13 protein-coding genes and 1 riboswitch are annotated in these 16190 nt (G+C 74.3%); of the genes, 9 read left to right on the top strand and 4 right to left on the bottom strand.

The window, feature by feature from the left end; genetic code table 11:
• Positions 1-250 precede the first annotated feature (250 nt).
• A riboswitch (cobalamin riboswitch) is annotated at positions 251-325 on the top strand.
• A gap of 54 nt (positions 326-379) precedes the next feature.
• The 5 genes from ACF1G2_RS11525 to ACF1G2_RS11505 all read left to right on the top strand — a co-directional run bounded on the left by ACF1G2_RS11525 (position 380) and on the right by ACF1G2_RS11505 (position 7016).
• Entirely contained in the window at positions 380-1342 is a 963-nt protein-coding gene (locus tag ACF1G2_RS11525; protein WP_391798061.1) for a cobalamin biosynthesis protein, read from the top strand.
• Positions 1339-2886 carry a cobyric acid synthase gene (locus tag ACF1G2_RS11520; protein ID WP_391798060.1) on the top strand — a complete coding sequence of 516 codons (1548 nt, stop codon included), beginning with the start codon at positions 1339-1341 and terminating at the stop codon, positions 2884-2886. Before ACF1G2_RS11525 ends, ACF1G2_RS11520 begins: the two co-directional genes overlap by 4 nt.
• Before the next feature lie 100 nt (positions 2887-2986).
• Positions 2987-5014 carry a putative cobaltochelatase gene (locus ACF1G2_RS11515; protein WP_391798059.1) on the top strand — a complete coding sequence of 676 codons (2028 nt, stop codon included), beginning with the start codon at positions 2987-2989 and terminating at the stop codon, positions 5012-5014.
• A complete protein-coding gene (gene cobO, locus ACF1G2_RS11510) occupies positions 5014-5622 on the top strand; it encodes a cob(I)yrinic acid a,c-diamide adenosyltransferase (protein WP_391798058.1) in 609 nt (202 codons plus the stop codon). The genes ACF1G2_RS11515 and cobO overlap by 1 nt, the downstream gene beginning before the upstream one ends.
• Positions 5616-7016 carry a cobyrinate a,c-diamide synthase gene (locus ACF1G2_RS11505; protein WP_391798057.1) on the top strand — a complete coding sequence of 467 codons (1401 nt, stop codon included), beginning with the start codon at positions 5616-5618 and terminating at the stop codon, positions 7014-7016. The genes cobO and ACF1G2_RS11505 overlap by 7 nt, the downstream gene beginning before the upstream one ends.
• A gap of 2 nt (positions 7017-7018) precedes the next feature.
• Here ACF1G2_RS11505 and ACF1G2_RS11500 read toward each other — a convergent pair whose 3' ends face one another.
• Positions 7019-7798 (bottom strand): ZIP family metal transporter, encoded by a 780-nt coding sequence (locus tag ACF1G2_RS11500; protein WP_391798056.1) that lies wholly within the window; start codon positions 7796-7798, stop codon positions 7019-7021.
• A 68-nt stretch (positions 7799-7866) separates the two neighbouring features.
• Between ACF1G2_RS11500 and ACF1G2_RS11495 the strand changes: the two genes are divergently transcribed.
• Both ACF1G2_RS11495 and cobC read left to right on the top strand, forming a co-directional pair.
• Positions 7867-9063, top strand: coding sequence for a precorrin-6Y C5,15-methyltransferase (decarboxylating) subunit CbiT (locus ACF1G2_RS11495; protein WP_391798055.1), 1197 nt, complete (start codon positions 7867-7869; stop codon positions 9061-9063).
• Positions 9060-10607 (top strand): Rv2231c family pyridoxal phosphate-dependent protein CobC, encoded by a 1548-nt coding sequence (gene cobC, locus ACF1G2_RS11490; protein ID WP_391798054.1) that lies wholly within the window; start codon positions 9060-9062, stop codon positions 10605-10607. The genes ACF1G2_RS11495 and cobC overlap by 4 nt, the downstream gene beginning before the upstream one ends.
• A 40-nt stretch (positions 10608-10647) precedes the next feature.
• On the opposite strand, the gene ACF1G2_RS11485 is transcribed toward cobC, so the two are convergent.
• From ACF1G2_RS11485 to ACF1G2_RS11475, 3 genes are all read right to left on the bottom strand, one after another.
• A complete protein-coding gene (locus ACF1G2_RS11485) occupies positions 10648-11085 on the bottom strand; it encodes an SRPBCC family protein (protein WP_391798053.1) in 438 nt (145 codons plus the stop codon).
• Between the two features lie 197 nt (positions 11086-11282).
• Positions 11283-12281, bottom strand: coding sequence for an SCO1860 family LAETG-anchored protein (locus tag ACF1G2_RS11480; RefSeq protein WP_391798052.1), 999 nt, complete (start codon positions 12279-12281; stop codon positions 11283-11285).
• Positions 12282-12581: 300 nt separating this feature from the next.
• Positions 12582-13307: a siderophore-interacting protein gene (locus ACF1G2_RS11475; protein ID WP_391798051.1), complete on the bottom strand. Its 726-nt coding sequence runs from the start codon at positions 13305-13307 to the stop codon at positions 12582-12584.
• A gap of 79 nt (positions 13308-13386) precedes the next feature.
• Between ACF1G2_RS11475 and ACF1G2_RS11470 the strand changes: the two genes are divergently transcribed.
• A complete protein-coding gene (locus ACF1G2_RS11470) occupies positions 13387-15558 on the top strand; it encodes a penicillin acylase family protein (protein WP_391798050.1) in 2172 nt (723 codons plus the stop codon).
• Positions 15545-16120 (top strand): GNAT family N-acetyltransferase, encoded by a 576-nt coding sequence (locus ACF1G2_RS11465; RefSeq protein WP_391798049.1) that lies wholly within the window; start codon positions 15545-15547, stop codon positions 16118-16120. The genes ACF1G2_RS11470 and ACF1G2_RS11465 overlap by 14 nt, the downstream gene beginning before the upstream one ends.
• Positions 16121-16190 lie beyond the last annotated feature (70 nt).

Raw genomic sequence — 16190 nt, 5'->3', positions numbered from 1 at the left:
GGGCGGGCCCGCGGGGGGCGGCGTGGGGGGGGGGGGCGGCGGTCGCGTATCATCTGTGTGGGTTTTGGGGGGGCGCCCCCGCCCCGGGGGGGGGGGCCCCCCGGGGGGGGGGCCCCCCCCCCGGCCGTCGTTTCCCTCCGCGACGGAGGGGTCGTGTGGTGCTCCGCACACTGTCCCGCCGCAGGTCAAGCATGAGTTGACGGGTGTTCGGGGAGCGTGGTGGACTTCCGGGGCCATTACGGCGGCAAGCAGAGGAAGCCCGGTGCGAATCCGGCGCGGTCCCGCCACTGTGACCGGGGAGTCGATCCCCGGGAGCCAGGAACTCTCGCCGCCGGTCACGTCGAGCCAGGGCGCGGACCCTGAGTGAGGACACAGCGCCATGCCCGGCCGCAGTGCAGCCACAGGTGTATTCGCGTACGGCGCCGCCGCCGGTCTGGCCGCGGACGTGATCGTCGGCGACCCCCGCCGCGGCCATCCGGTCGCCGCCTTCGGACGTGCCGCCGGCGCGGTCGAGAAGCTGCTGTGGCGCGACCACCGCGGGTGGGGAGCGCTGCACACCGCCGTCTGCGTCGCCGGCGCCGCGGGCGCCGCCGCGCTGGCCGCCCGTACCGTACGCCACCGTCCCGCGGCCTCCGTGGCGCTGACCGCCGCCTCCGTGTGGGCCGTCGTCGGCGGGACGACCCTGGGCCGGGAGGCCCGCGCGATCGGCGGTGCCCTCGCCGCCGGAGACCTGGACGTGGCGCGTGAACGGCTGCCCCATCTGTGCGGACGGGACCCGCACTCCCTGGACGGCCCGGCGATGGCCCGCGCGGTCGTGGAGTCCGTCGCCGAGAACACCTCCGACGCCGTGGTCGGCGCGCTGGTCTGGGGCGCGGTGGCGGGCGTTCCGGGCCTGGTCGGCTTCCGCGCGGTGAACACGCTGGACGCGATGGTCGGCCACCGGTCGGCGCGGTACCGGCGCTTCGGCTGGGCCTCGGCCCGGCTCGACGACGTGGCCGGCTGGCCGGGCGCCCGGCTGACCGCAGCGCTCGCGACGGTGGCCGGGGGGAACCCGCGCGGTGCGCTGCGCGCCTGGCGGGCGGACGCGGCGAAGCACCCGAGCCCCAACGCCGGCCCGGTGGAGGCCTCGTTCGCGGGGGCGCTCGGCGTACGGCTCGGCGGGACGCTGTCGTACGGAGGGCGGGTCGAGCACCGGCCCGTACTGAACGGGGAGGGACGGGCCGTGGAGGTCGAGGACATCGAACGGGCGGTACGGCTGTCGCGCCGGGTGACGGGGCTGACCCTCGCCGCCTGTGTGGGCGGGCGGATCGTCGCGGGCGCGCTGAACCGGAGGAAGGCATGAGAGGCGGGGGGCTGCTGGTCGCCGGGACCACGTCCGACGCGGGCAAGAGCGTCGTCACGGCGGGCATCTGCCGCTGGCTGGTCCGGCAGGGCGTGAAGGTGGCCCCGTTCAAGGGCCAGAACATGTCCCTGAACTCCTTCGTGACCCGGGAGGGCGCGGAGATCGGCCGGGCCCAGGCGATGCAGGCGCAGGCCGCGCGCGTGGAGCCGACCGCGCTGATGAACCCGGTGCTCCTGAAGCCGGGCAGCGACCGCTCCAGCCAGGTCGTCCTGATGGGCAGGCCGGTGGGCGAGCTGAGCGCCAAGGGGTTCTTCGGGGGGCCCGGGGGGTCGTCCCCCGGGAAGGTGCTGCACGAAGGGCGCCGGAAGGAGCTCTTCGAGCCGGTGATGGCGTGTCTGGAGGAGCTGCGGGGCACGTATGACGCCGTGATCTGCGAGGGGGCGGGCAGTCCGGCCGAGATCAACCTGCGGCGCACGGACATCGTGAACATGGGCATCGCGCGGGCCGCCCGGCTGCCCGTCCTCGTGGTCGGGGACATCGACAGGGGCGGGGTGTTCGCCCAGTTCTTCGGCACGACGGCGCTCCTCGCGCCCGAGGACCAGGAGCTGATCGCGGGCTACCTCGTGAACAAGTTCCGCGGTGACGTGACCCTGCTGGAGCCGGGCCTCGACATGCTGCTCGGACTGACCGGGCGCCGTACGTACGGTGTCCTGCCCTACGCGCACGGGCTCGGCATCGACGAGGAGGACGGGCTGCGGGTCTCGCTGCGCGGCGCCGTCCGCGAGTCGGTCGTCGCGCCGCCGGTCGGCGAGGACGTGCTGCGGGTCGCCGTCTGCGCGGTGCCCCTGATGTCGAACTTCACCGACGTGGACGCGCTGGCGGCCGAACCGGGCGTCGTCGTGCGGTTCGTGGACCGGGCCGAGGAGCTCGTCGACGCGGACCTGGTGATCGTGCCGGGCACCCGGGGGACGGTGAAGGCGCTGGCATGGCTGCGCGAGCGCGGTCTCGCGGACGCGCTCGCACGGCGGGCCGCGGAAGGCCGGCCGGTGCTCGGCATCTGCGGCGGCTTCCAGGTGCTCGGCGAGCGGATCGACGACGAGGTCGAGTCCAAGGCGGGCACCGTCGACGGGCTCGGACTGCTGCCCGTACGGGTCCGGTTCGCGGCCGGGAAGACGCTGGCCCGGCCGGTCGGCGAGGCACTCGGCGAGCGGGTCGAGGGGTACGAGATCCACCACGGCGTCGCGGACGTCCTGGGCGGCGATCCGTTCCTCGACGGCTGCCGGGTCGGCGCGGTGTGGGGCACGCACTGGCACGGCTCCCTGGAGAGCGACGGCTTCCGCCGGGCCTTCCTGCGGGAGGTCGCCGCGGCGGCCGGCCGGCGCTTCGTACCTGCTCCCGACACCTCCTTCGGGATGCTGCGCGAGGAGCAGTTGGACCGCCTCGGCGACCTGATCGAGGAACACGCGGACACCGACGCGCTGCTGCGTCTGATCGAGGACGGGGCTCCGGCGGGGCTGCCGTTCGTGCCGCCGGGCGCGCCGTGACGCCCCTCCCCACGCCGGTGCGACTCGCGCCGGTGCCACTCGTGCCGGCCGCACGCCCGCACCCCCGTCCGGAAACCGAACGCGAAGAGAGGACCACCCGATGAGCACCCGGTATCCGTTCACCGCCGTCGTCGGCATGGACGACCTGCGGCTGGCGTTGCTGCTGAACGCCGTCAGCCCGGCCGTGGGCGGTGTCCTCGTGCGCGGCGAGAAGGGGACCGCCAAGTCGACCGCCGTCCGGGCACTCGCCGACCTGCTGCCGGAGGTTCCGGTGGTCGCGGGGTGCCGGTTCAGCTGCGACCCCGGCGCGCCCGACCCCGGCTGCCCCGACGGGCCGCACGAGACCGCCCCGGCCGCCGCGCGCCCCGCGCGGATGGTCGAACTGCCCGTCGGCGCCTCCGAGGACCGGCTCGTCGGCGCGCTGGACATCGAACGGGCCCTCTCCGAGGGCGTGAAGGCCTTCGAGCCCGGACTCCTCGCGGACGCGCACCGCGGGATCCTCTACGTCGACGAGGTCAACCTCCTCCACGACCACCTCATCGACCTCCTCCTCGACGCCGCAGCCATGGGCTCCTCGTACGTCGAGCGCGAAGGCGTCTCCGTACGGCACGCGGCCCGCTTCCTGCTCGTCGGCACGATGAACCCCGAAGAGGGCGAGCTGCGCCCGCAGTTGCTGGACCGGTTCGGACTGACCGTCGAGGTCGCGGCCTCCCGCGAGCCCGAGCAGCGGGTGGAGGTCGTCCGCCGCCGGCTGGCGTACGACGACGACCCGGCCGCCTTCGCCGCCCGCTGGGCCGGCGAGGAGAGCGCCCTGCGGGAGCGGATCGTCGCCGCCCGCGCACTGCTGCCCGAGGTGGTGCTCGGGGACGCCGCCCTGCTCCAGATCGCCGCGACCTGCGCCGCGTTCGAGGTGGACGGCATGCGCGCGGACATCGTCATGGCACGGACCGCGACCGCGCTCGCCGCGTGGGCGGGCCGGACGGAGGTGACCTCCGAGGACGTACGGCAGGCCGCGCTGCTCGCCCTCCCGCACCGCAGGCGGCGGAACCCCTTCGACGCGCCGGGACTCGACGAGGACAGGCTCGACGAGACGCTGGAGCAGTTCAAGGGCGAGGACGAGGGCGACGACGACCCGGACCCCGGTCCCGACGGCGGACCCGGCGGTGGCCCCGGCGGCGGCGTGCCGCCCCAGGGTGAAGGGCCCGAGGAGAGTGCCCCCCGCGACGCGGGTGCGGACGAGACCCCGGCGCCCGCTCCCGGCGGGGGCGGCGGCGCCGGTGAGCGGGCCGCCGTCAAGGCCGCCGAGCCGTTCCGTACGAAGATGCTCAGCGTGCCCGGGCTCGGCGAGGGCGCGGCCGGGCGCCGCTCCCGGGCCCGTACCGAGCACGGCAGGACCACGGGCGCCGTACGGCCCCGGGGCGCGCTGACCAAGCTGCACCTGGCCGCGACCGTGCACGCCGCCGCCCCGCACCAGAAGGCGCGCGGAAGGACCGGCCCCGGGCTCGTGGTCCGCCGGGACGATCTGCGGCAGGCGACCCGTGAGGGCCGCGAGGGCAACCTGGTGCTCTTCGCGGTGGACGCGTCCGGGTCGATGGCGGCCCGGCAGCGGATGAGTGCGGTGAAGGGCGCGGTGCTCTCCCTGCTGCTCGACGCCTACCAGCGGCGCGACAAGGTCGGGCTGGTCACCTTCCGGGGCCGCGACGCCGAGGTCGCCCTGCCGCCGACCTCGTCCGTGGACGCGGCCGCGGCGCGGCTCGAACAGCTCCCCACGGGCGGCCGCACGCCGCTGTCGGCGGGGCTGCTGAAGGCCCATGACGTGCTGCGCGTCGAGCGGCTGCGCGATCCCTCGCGCCGGCCCCTGCTCGTCGTCGTGACCGACGGCCGGGCGACCGGCGGCGGCGCCGACCCGGTGGCGCTCGCCGCGCGGGCGGCACGGCTGCACGCCTCCGAGGGCACGGCGGCCGTCGTCGTGGACTGCGAGACCGGTCCCGTGCGACTGGGGCTCGCCGGGGACCTCGCCCGCGAACTGGGCGGCACGGCCGTCACCCTGGACGAGCTGCGCGCCGACTCGATCGCCGGGCTCGTCAGGAACGTACAGGCAGAGCACGCAACGAGGAGGGCCGCTTAATGCCGCAGGGACAGCCGACCGTCGTTCCCGACGACGGTCTCACGACCCGTCAGCGCCGCAACCGCGCGCTGGTGATGGTCCACACCGGTGTCGGCAAGGGGAAGTCGACGGCCGCCTTCGGCATGGCGCTGCGCGCCTGGAACCAGGGCTGGCCCATCGGGGTGTTCCAGTTCGTCAAGTCCGCCAAGTGGAAGGTCGGCGAGGAGAACGCCCTCAAGGCGCTCGGCGAGACCGGCAAGGGCGGCACGGTCGTCTGGAACAAGATGGGCGAGGGCTGGTCCTGGATCCAGCGCGAGGTCGCCGAGGGAGAGCAGTCGCACGAGGACAAGGCCCGCGAGGGCTGGGAGCAGGTCAAGCGCGACCTCGCGGAGGAGAAGTACAGGTTCTACGTCCTCGACGAGTTCGCGTACCTGCTGCACTGGGGCTGGATCGACGTCGAGGAGGTCGTCGAGGTCCTGCGCGACCGGCCCGGTCAGCAGCATGTCGTGATCACCGGCCGCAACGCCCCGCAGGCGCTCGTGGACTTCGCGGATCTCGTGACGGACATGTCGAAGGTGAAGCACCCGATGGACGCGGGTCAGAAGGGCCAGCGGGGCATCGAGTGGTAGCACGTCTCGTCATCGCCGCGCCCTCCTCCGGCGCCGGCAAGACCACGGTCGCGACCGGTCTGATGGCCGCGTTCGCGGGCCGTGGGCTCGCGGTCTCGCCGCACAAGGTCGGTCCCGACTACATCGACCCGGGGTACCACGCGCTCGCGACGGGCCGTCCGGGCCGCAACCTCGACGCGTACATGTGCGGTACGGGCCTGGTCGCGCCGCTCTTCGAACACGGGGCGCGCGGCTGCGACCTGGCGGTCGTCGAAGGCGTCATGGGTCTGTACGACGGCGCCGCGGACCAGGGTGAGCTGGCGTCGACGGCGCAGGTCGCGAAGCTGCTGAAGGCGCCGGTCGTCCTCGTCGTGGACGCCTCGTCGCAGTCCCGGTCGGTGGCCGCGCTGGTGCACGGGTTCGCCTCGTGGGATCCGGAGGTGCGGATCGGCGGGGTCATCCTGAACAAGGTCGCCACGGACCGGCACGAGCATCTGCTGCGGGAGGCGCTCGGGGAGTCGGGCGTGCCGGTGCTGGGCGTGCTGCGACGGGCGCCGGCGGTGGCGACGCCGTCGCGGCATCTGGGTCTCGTGCCGGTCGCCGAGCGGCAGGCGCAGGCGGTGGACGCGGTCGCGGCGCAGGCGGAGCAGGTGCGGCTGGGGTGTGACCTGGAGGGACTGCTGGCGCTGGCGCGGTCGGCGCCGCCGATGCCCGGAGAGGCCTGGGATCCCGAGGACGCCGTTCGGATGCGGGCCGGTGGTGGGGTCGTGCCCACCACCGCACCGGTGCGGCGCATGCCCGGCAGGCCGGTGGTCGCCGTCGCCGGCGGGGCTGCCTTCACGTTCTCGTACGCCGAGCATGCCGAGTTGCTCACCGCCGCCGGCGCGGAGGTCGTGACCTTCGATCCCCTTCGGGACGAGGAGCTTCCGGCCGGGACGTCCGGGCTCGTCATAGGCGGCGGCTTTCCCGAGATGTACGGGGCCGAGCTGTCCGCCAACGCGCCCCTGCGGAAGGCCGTGGCCGAACTGGCCTCCTCCGGGGCGCCCGTCGCCGCCGAGTGCGCCGGGCTGCTGTACCTCGCCCGTTCGCTCGACGGGACGCCGATGTGCGGGGTGCTCGACGCCGACGCGCGGATGTCGGAGCGGCTCACGCTCGGGTACCGGGACGCCGTGGCCGTGAGCGACAGTTCGCTCGCCGCCGCCGGGGCGCGGATGCGGGGTCACGAGTTCCACCGGACCGTGATCGAACCGGGCGCCGGGGCGAACGCCGCATGGGGGCTGCGTCAGCCCGAGCGGCGGGTCGAGGGGTTCGTACAGCGGGGGGTGCACGCGAGTTATGTGCACACCCACTGGGCGGGGGCCCCGGAGGCGGCCGTGCGGTTCGTCGAGCGCTGCGCGAACGGGCCGGTGGCGTGAGATCAGCCGCCGGACAGGCCCACCACGAGCCAGATGAAGCCCACGCCCGCCACCGTGCACAACAGGGTGGAGCGGGCGGGGTGTTCGTGGTGTGCCTCGGGCAGGATCTCGGCCGCGGCGAGGTAGAGCAGGGCGCCGCCGAAGAACCCGAGATAGCTGCCGAGCATTTCCTCCGGAAGGGTGAACAGCAGGGTGGACGCGGCGCCGACGATCGGCGCGAGCGCGTCCGCGACCAGCATGAGGACCGCCTTGCGACGGGCGTTCCCGTACAGGCTGGTGATCGTGTACGTGTTGAACCCGTCGGCGAAGTCGTGGGTGATGACGGCGAGCGCGACGGTCGCACCCATGCCTCCGCCGACCTGGAAGGCGGCGCCCAGCGCGATGCCGTCCATGAGGCTGTGGACGACCATGGCGGCGGCCGCGGTGAGGCCGACCTGCGGCACCCGCCCGCCCGTATCCCGACCACCACCCCTCATCGAAGCGCTGCGCGCTGCTCCCCAATCGGCGCCGACGCCGTGCGCCGCCTGACGGACCGCCAGCAGCCGTTCCACGACGTGGGCGAAGAGGAACCCGCCCACGAAGAGGAGCAGGGCCTGCGGCACGCCGAAGACCTTGGTCCCGGACGCCTCCAGGGCCTCGGGCAGCAGGTCGAGTCCGACCACGCCCAGCATGAGCCCGCCGGCCAGGCCGAGGACCAGGTGGCGTCGGTCGGTGACGCGCTGCGCCGTCCAGCCGCCGAACAGCGTCATGAGGAACGCGCCGAGCGCGACGATAACGGCCATGCGCCTTTGCTATCGGATCGGACACTCTCCGCGCACATCAGCGGCGCCGTCGTGGGGATGCTGGTCGCATGATCACGGTGATCGGCAGCGGTGCGGGCGCGGACCTCGGCTCCTGGGCGGGCGAGGCGGCCCTGGTGGTGGACGTGCGGAGCGACGCGTTGACGGACACGGACCTCGACCTGGTCGAGAAGCACGTGTCCGAGGGCGGAACGCGGGTGATCGTGCGGGTGCTCGGGGATCCCGGGTTCTTCGGGGTGGTGCGGACGCTGGAGAAGCGCTTCGGACCCGAGCGGATCGACGTACGGCCCGGGCCCACGGCCGCCGGGCTCGCGTTCGCCCGCCTGGGACTGCCGTGGGACGACGCCCTCGTGGTGGAGGGCTCGGCGCTCGACCGCGCGGTGAACGTCTGCCGTGCGCATCCGAAGGTCGCCGTGCTGCCCGGACCCGGCGTGGGACCCGCGGAACTGGGTGCGGAGCTGCTGCACCGGGTGGCGTCGAGGACGCTGGTGGTGTTCACGGCGCTGGGCGATCCCTTCCGTGAGCGTCTCGAACGGGTGGAGCCGGCGGAGGCGATGTGCCGGAGCTGGGAGGGTGTGAGCCTGGTCCTGTGCCTGGACGAGTCACGGCAGGACGGGCCGGCTCCCGGGGTGACCGGCCCGCTCACGGGTCCGGACCGATGGGCGCTGCCCGACGGGGAGTTCGGGACGGAGTCCGCCGCGGACGGCGGGTTCGGAGCGGACGGTGCCGGTGGCCGTTCCGTACTGCCGTACGAGGCACGGGCGCTGGCGCTCGCCCGGCTCGGTCCGCGGGCCGGGGATCTCGTCTGGGAGATCGGTACGGGCTGCGGCGCCGTGGCGATCGAGTGCGCCCGGCTCGGGGCGGCGGCGGTCGCCGTGGAGCAGACGGCGTCCGGTGTCGAGCGGATCCGGGCGAACACCGCCGCGCACGGCGTGGAGGTGCGGGCCGTGCACGGGTCGGCGCCGACAGTGCTGTCCCATCTGGCCGATCCCGACGGGGTGTTCGTCGGCGGCGGCGGGCGTGAGCTGAGGTCGATCGTGCTGGCGGCGGGGCGGCGGGCGCGGCGCGCGGTCGTGGTGGCGGTGACGGCCCTGGAGCAGGTGGCCGCGGTCCGCTCGGCGCTGGCGTCCTGCGGGCTGGCGGTCGAAGGCGTGCTGCTGCAGTCGCAGCGGCTGCTCGCACTGCCCGACGGGTCCTCGACGATGGCGCCGACGGCGCCGGTGTTCCTGGTGTGGGGTACGCGGTGAGCGGGGCGACGGTGGGGGTCGGCGCCCGCTCGGGCGTCTCGGTGGACGAGGTCCTCGGCCTGGTCCTGGAGGCGCTGCGGGAGGCCGGTCTCACGGCTGCGGACGTGACGGCGCTCGCGACGCTGGAGGCGCGGGCGGCGGAGCCGGGGATCGCGGGCGCGGCCGGACGGCTCGGGGTGCCGCTGCGGGCCTACGGGGCGGCGGAACTGGCCGCCGTCTCCGTGCCGCACCCCTCGCGGGCGGCGCTGTCGGCGACCGGGACGGCGTCGGTGGCGGAGGCGGCGGCGCTGCTCGCGGCGGGCGCCGGTGCCACGCTCCTCGTACCGAAGAGGAAATCGGCGCGCGTGACGTGCGCTATCGCCCGGTCCCTCCCTCTTCGTCCGAACGAAGATGCCGCTACCGTACGGTTGTTGCCCCAGAGACAGGGGTACATCGCTGGTCAGACGGAGCCCCGTACACCCCCCACTCATCACCCGACGGCGGCCATGGATACCCACGCGCACACTGATGCCCACGATCTGCGCCACCACGGTGACGCGGAGGTACGGGACGAGAAGCTGATCGACCTCGCGGTCAACGTCCGGACGAACACGCCCCCGGAGTGGCTGCGGGCGCGGATCGCCGAGAGTCTGACCGGCCTGGCGCACTACCCGGACGGCCGGGCCGCGCGCGCCGCCGTCGCCGAGCGCCACGATCTTCCGCCCGGCCATGTGCTGCTCACGGCCGGGGCGGCGGAGGCGTTCGTCCTGCTCGCGCGGGCGCTCCCGGCGCGGCGGCCGGTGGTGGTGCATCCGCAGTTCACCGAGCCCGAGGCGGCCCTGCGCGACGCGGGCCACGAGGTGGGCCGGGTGCTTCTGCGGGAGGCGGACGGGTTCCGGCTCGATCCGGCGGCGGTTCCGGAGGACGCGGACCTGGTGGTGATCGGGAATCCGACGAACCCGACGTCCGTCCTGCATCCGGCGGCGGTGATCGCGGCGCTGGCGCGGCCGGGGCGGACGCTGGTGGTGGACGAGGCCTTCATGGACGCGGTGCCGGGCGAGCGGGAGTCGCTGGCCGGGCGGACGGACGTACCGGGGCTCGTGGTGCTGCGGAGCCTCACGAAGACCTGGGGCCTGGCGGGGCTGCGGATCGGCTACGTCCTGGCGCACCCGGAGACGATCGCGCTCCTCGAACGCGCGCAGCCGCTCTGGCCGGTGTCGACCCCGGCGCTGGTGGCGGCGGAGGCGTGCATGTCGCGGGCGGCGCTCGCGGAGGCGGAGTTCGCGGCCGAGCGGATCGGGGCCGAGCGGGCCCATCTGCTGGCGGGTCTTGCGGAGTTCGACGAGGTGCGGGCGGTGACGGCGGCGGAGGGTCCGTTCGTACTGGTCCGGATCGATCGCGCGGACGCCGTACGGGAGCGGCTGCGGGCGCTCGGCTTCGCGGCGCGGCGCGGGGACACGTTCCCGGGCCTGGACCGGAACTGGCTCCGGCTCGCGGTACGGGACCGGGTCACCACGAACAGATTCCTGCAGGCCCTGGACCAGGCCCTGTTGATCGAGGGTTAGGAGCTCGTCCGAGAACCAGGGCCCGGGGCTCGAGGGCTCCCTAGGTCCCCTGGGTCACGGCGGCGGGCAGGCGTTCGGTGACCTGGTCCGCGAGGCGCTCGAACTCCGCCCTCAGGAACGGCGTTGCCAGCCTCGCCAGGCCCTTGAACCGCAGGGACGCCTCGTACGTCATCGAGGTCGTCGTCGCCGACCGGGCCTCGAAGCGCATCTCGTCGGTCGCGGTCACGGTCTTGTTCGTCCCGACGAACAGCAGGCGGGCGGGCTCACGGGCCTCCAGCCGGTAGTCGAGTTCGGTGAGGCGCCCCCGGAAGCGGGAGGTGTTGCGCCAGACGGAGCCCTCGCGCACGGTTCCCTCGTCGAGCCTGACGCAGGAGACCGTGCCGGGGTCCCAGTCCTCCGCGCGCCCGAAGTCCTCCAGAAAGGCCACCAGGCTGTCCAGAGGAACGGAGAGGAGGAAGTGTCGTTCGACCGTGATCACTGCGTCAGCCTCCGGTGTCGGCCCCGAGGGGGAGCTGCCCCCGAGGGGTGCTGTTCGTACCCGCTTCGCTCCCCCTTCCCCCGGAGCGGTGCCCGCGGATGCGCTCACTCCCGGCGGCAGGGGACGGCGGGGAGACGGAACGGAGAACGGCATGGTCGCCGCCCTCCTTCCCGCTCCCCGCCGCTCCCTCGTGCCGGTCAGCCGCGGGCGCGGCTACGGGCCAGGACGAGCGCTCCCGCGCCACCGGCGAGCAGGACGATCGCGCCGCCGGCCAGGTACGGGGTCATCGAGCTGCCGCCCGTCGCGGCGAGGTTCTGGTCGGCGGGGTTGGCACCGTCGTTCTGGGTCGTCACACCGCCGCCGTCGGAGGGCTGGGCGGAGGGCTCCTGCGAGGGCTGCTCGCTCGGCTGCTCCGTGGGCTTGTCGGTCGGGTCGTCGGTGGGCCTGTCGGTGGGCTCGTCCGTCGGGCCCGAGCCCTTCGGCGTCTCGCAGGTGGCCTCCGCGAGGGTCACCACGCCGTTGACCTCGGCGACGCCCAGCTTCCCCGGGTTGACCGCCACCTTCAGTTCGAGCGCGGTCGCCGCGGCGGTGCGCGAGGTGGTGGAGGTACGGGACAGGTCGAGGGTCACGTCGCCGACGCCCGGCACGGTGACCTTGGTCTGTCCGGCCGTCGACAGGGTGGTCTTCTTGCCGAAGACGATCACGTGCCCGAGGACGTTGGCCTCGGCGACCGGCTGCCTGCCCGTCTCGCAGACCGCCCGGGCGGTGACCTTCTTGACCTCGATCAGCGAGAGCAGGGGCACCCCGGGGACATGGACCCGGGCCTTGACCAGGTTGACGTACCCCTCGGCCTTGCCCTTCTCCACCGTGGCCTTCGAGGTGGCGACGTCGGCGCGCAGCACGTCGATCGGCTTGTTGTTCTCGGCGCCCTGGACCTTCACCGTCAGCGCGGTCTCGCTCTCGCTCTCCGGCGCCTTGACCTCGTTGAGGGAGGTGCGCAGCGGCACCTGGACCGACTTGTTGAGCAGGGAGACGTCGAGACCGGTCCGCAGGACGACGGCGGTCGCGCGCCCCTCTCCGCCGCCCGTGGCGTGCGCCGCGGGGGCCAGGAGGAGCACGGGCCCGACGGCCAGCGCGACGGCGGTCGCCGCGGCGGCGGTGCGGCGTACGGGCATGCGGAAGGTGTCGCTGTTCAAGATGGTGGTACCCCCACAAGAGACATGGCGTCGCCGGCCGCTCACCACGGGGACACGGGGTCGACGCGGCCTCGGCGACTTGAGACACCGGAATCTTTACGCACGGAGAGTGAACCCACAGCCACCTGACGTGAGTTCACTCCAAAGGGGGGTTTCCGCGCCCATATTCGATTCTTTCGGCACACGCGTTCCCGTGCGCCCCGCGCGTTGCGAAGAGCGCGGCGCGCACGGGAAGTGATTCAACGATCCGCGCCGGTCAGCGGTAACGGACGGTCAACCCGGTGCATCGGCGCGGCTCGCTCAGGTGGCGCGCCAGTAGCCCAGCGAGTGGATGCGGTCCTTGGGGAGCGCGAGCTCCTTGCGGACGTACGCGGCGAGGGTGCGGGTGGTCGCGGTGTCGCACGCGATCCAGACGTACGGGTCGTCCCCGAGCAGCTCCGGGAGCTCCTTGCGCACCTGCTCGACGAGCGCCGCGCCGCCGCCCTGCCGGGGCACCCGGCGGACGTCGTGCCGGTCCGCGTCGACGCGCAGGGGAAGCTCTTCGTCGGCGTCGTGGGAGGTCTCGAACCAGAGAGTGGCCGGCACGTCGGGCGCCGAGTCGAGGAGGGAGTTGATGGCGGGCATCGAGGCCGGGTCGCCGATCACGAGCATACGGCCGGGCCGGGGCTCGGGGGCGGTGAAGCCGGTGCCCTGGAGGGTGGCCTCGATGGTGTCGCCGGGAGCGCAGGTGCGGGCCCAGTCGCTCGCGGCGCCGTCGTGGAGGGCGAACTCCAGACTGAAGGTCCCGGCGGCCGGGTCGGGGTCGACGAGGGTGTAGGCGCGCTGGTGCGGCTTGCCCGCGTTCTCGAACCAGAGCCGCACCCACATCGTCGGGTGCACACCGGCGGCGGCGAGGAGTCCGCCGTCCGTCAGATGGACCCGGCGGTAGTGCTCGGTGACCTGCTCGGCCCCCGTCACCGTGAACGTGAAGTCCCGGCCACGGAACAGTTTGAGGACGACGCCTTCCCAGCCATGCCCTTGCCCCACCGCGATCGTCTCCCCTGCGTAGCGTAAATTAATTTAGGTCAGCCTAACCTAATCAGCGTCGGACGGGATCGGAGTCGGAGTGAGCATCGAGGTCTACCGGGATGATTGGGGCGTACCGCATCTGCGGGCCGCCGATCCGATCGAACTCGTCTTCGCGCAGGGGCGGGTGACGGCGGTGGACCGCGCCTGGCAGCTGGAGGTCGAACGGCACCGGGCACAGGGCACGTCCGCCGCGTTCCTCGGCGCGGGCGAGACCGGCTGGGACACCTTCGTACGGCAGGCCGCGCTCGCCGACACCGCGCGCCGCTGCTTCGACGCGCTGGAGCCGGAGACGGCGCGATGGGTGCGGGCATACGTGGACGGCGTCAACGACGGCCTGCGAGAAGGCGCCTCGAGGGCGCCCCAGTTCGCCAAGGTGGGGCTCACGCCCGGGCGCTGGGAGCCGTGGACGCCGCTGGCGGTCTGGCTCTCCACGCACATCCTCTTCGCGGGCTTCCCCACCAAGTTGTGGCGGGAGGAGGTCGCGCGCCGGCTCGGCGAGGAGTGGACCGAACTGTTCGCCACGGACGGTCCCGGCACGTCCGGGTCGAACGGCTGGGTGGTCTCCGGTGCCCGGACGGCGAGCGGGGCGGCGATCGTGGCCGGCGACCCGCACCGCTTCATCGAGGCGCCCGGGGTCTACCAGCAGATCCGCCTCTCCTGCCCGGAGTACGACGTGCTCGGCCTCGCGGTCCCCGGCGTCCCGGGTCTCGCCCACTTCGGGCACACGGGCCGGGTCGCGTGGGCGATCACCAACGCGATGGCCGACTACCAGGACCTGTACCGCGAGCGGCTGCGGCGGACCGCCGACGGCGGGGTGGAGGCCCTGGGCCCGGACGGCTGGCGCCGGGCGTCCGCGCACCGCGAGACGGTCGAGGTGGCGGGCGGGGAGCCGGTCGTGATCGAGGTCGTGGAGACCGGGCGCGGGCCGGTGATCATCGGCGCGGACGGCGGCACCGGCGGGACGGGCGCAGAGCCGAGGGGTGCGGACGGCGGCACCGGGGCGCCGGGCGCAGAGCCGACGGGCGCGGATGCCCCTTCCGGCGACGACTCCTCCTGGGAGGCGATCAGCCTGCGCTACCCGCCGCGCGTGACCGCCGAGCTGGGCTTCGCCGTCCTGCCCGAGCTGCTCGCCGCCCGGAGCGTCGCGGACGTGGACCGTGCCGTCGACGGCTGGGCCGAGCCGGTCAACGTCGTCCAGGCCGCCGACGTGGACGGCGGCCTGCTGCACCGGGTCGCGGGGTTCGTCCCCGTCCGCGACCGGGCCAACTCCCTGCGGGTGGTGCCCGCCTGGGAGGCCGCCCACGCCTGGAAGGACGAGGCCGTGGCCACCCCCCGCGCGGAGGTCGACGGGCACGCCGTCATGGCCAACGCACGGGGCATCGCCGCGCCCTTGGGCGTGGAGTTCTCTCCCCCGCACCGGGCGGCCCGGATCGACGCGCTGCTCGCCGCCTCGACGGCCTGGACGCCCGAGGGCATGGCCGCCGTCCACACCGACACCGACAACCCCTCGGCGGCACGGCTCCTGGACCTGGTCCGGGCGGAGGGCGAGGACGGCCTCTCCCCCGGCGCCCGCGCCGTCCGGGCGCGGCTGCTCGCCTGGGACCGGCGGATGGAGGCGGAGAGCGCCGACGCCGGTCTGTACGCCGCCGTGCGCGGGGCGGTCGTGCGGCGGGTCGCCGGTCATCAGGCCTTCGCGGCGCTGCGCGAGCCCGCCGCGCACCCCGCCGTCTTCCAGCCCTGGCTGGCGCTCGGGCCCCGCGTCGCGTTCGCGCTGGAGACCCTGCTCGTCCCGGGACCCGTACCGGCCGCCGACATCGCCGGCATCGTGCGGGAGGCCCTGGAGGAGGTCGCCGCCGGGGACGAGCCGCCCGCGTGGGGCGCCACGCACCGGCTCGCCCCGTGGGCGGCCCTCCCCGAGGAGGACGACGCGACCTGGCCCGGACTGGGCGGGGACCACGACTGCGTGCTGTCCACGTCGAGCGTGCCCGGGTTCACCGACCGCAGCGCCCGCGCGTCCGCCGCCCGCTACGTCTGGGACCTCGCCGACCGCGAGCGGAGCCTCTGGGTCGTGCCGTTCGGCGCCTCCGGCGTCACCGGCGACCCCCACCACCGCGACCAACTCCCCCTGTGGCTGCGGGGCGACCTCGCCCCCGTCACCACCGACTGGAACCGCCTCACCAAGGAGCACCCCCGCCATGACGACCACTGACTCCAGACAGCCGGTCCACCTCCAGACCGTCGAGGGCTTCGGCACCGTACGGATCGACCCCATCGACCCCGACCGCGACGCCGAACTCATCCACGGCTGGGTCAACGAGGACCGCGCCCGGTTCTGGGGCATGGGCGGAACCACCGTCGAGCAGGTACGGGAGATCTACGCGCACCTGGACTCGCTCACCACGCACCACGGCTTCCTCGTGCGGCGTGACGGCGAGCCGGTGGCGCTCTTCCAGACGTACGAGCCCGCGGCCGACCGCGTGAGCGAGTGCTACGAGGTGCGGCCGGGCGACATCGGGGTGCACATCCTGATCGCACCGGCCGCCACCCCCGAACCGGGCTTCTCCGCCCGGCTGTTCGTCGCGCTGACCGCGTTCGCGCTGAACGACCGGACGCGCGCCGTGGCGGAGCCGGACGCCGACAACGAGAAGGCGCTCGCCCGGCTGGTGCGGGCCGGCTTCGAGCTCGGACCCGAGGTCGTGCTGCCGGAGGTGGACCTCCCGGAGGTCTTCATCCCGGCGAAGAAGGCGCGCCTCGCGTTCCTGAACCGCTGACGCGTCGCGGGCCCGGCGCCGACGGCACCGGGCCCGCGGACAGCCGAGGGGCGTTCCGCCCGCGTCAGGC

This window comes from Streptomyces sp. NPDC013457 (assembly GCF_043089925.1).
Taxonomy (GTDB): Bacteria; Actinomycetota; Actinomycetes; order Streptomycetales; family Streptomycetaceae; genus Streptomyces.
The sequence above is the reverse complement of the archived record's forward strand: the minus strand, read 5'-3'. Positions and strand labels throughout refer to the sequence as shown.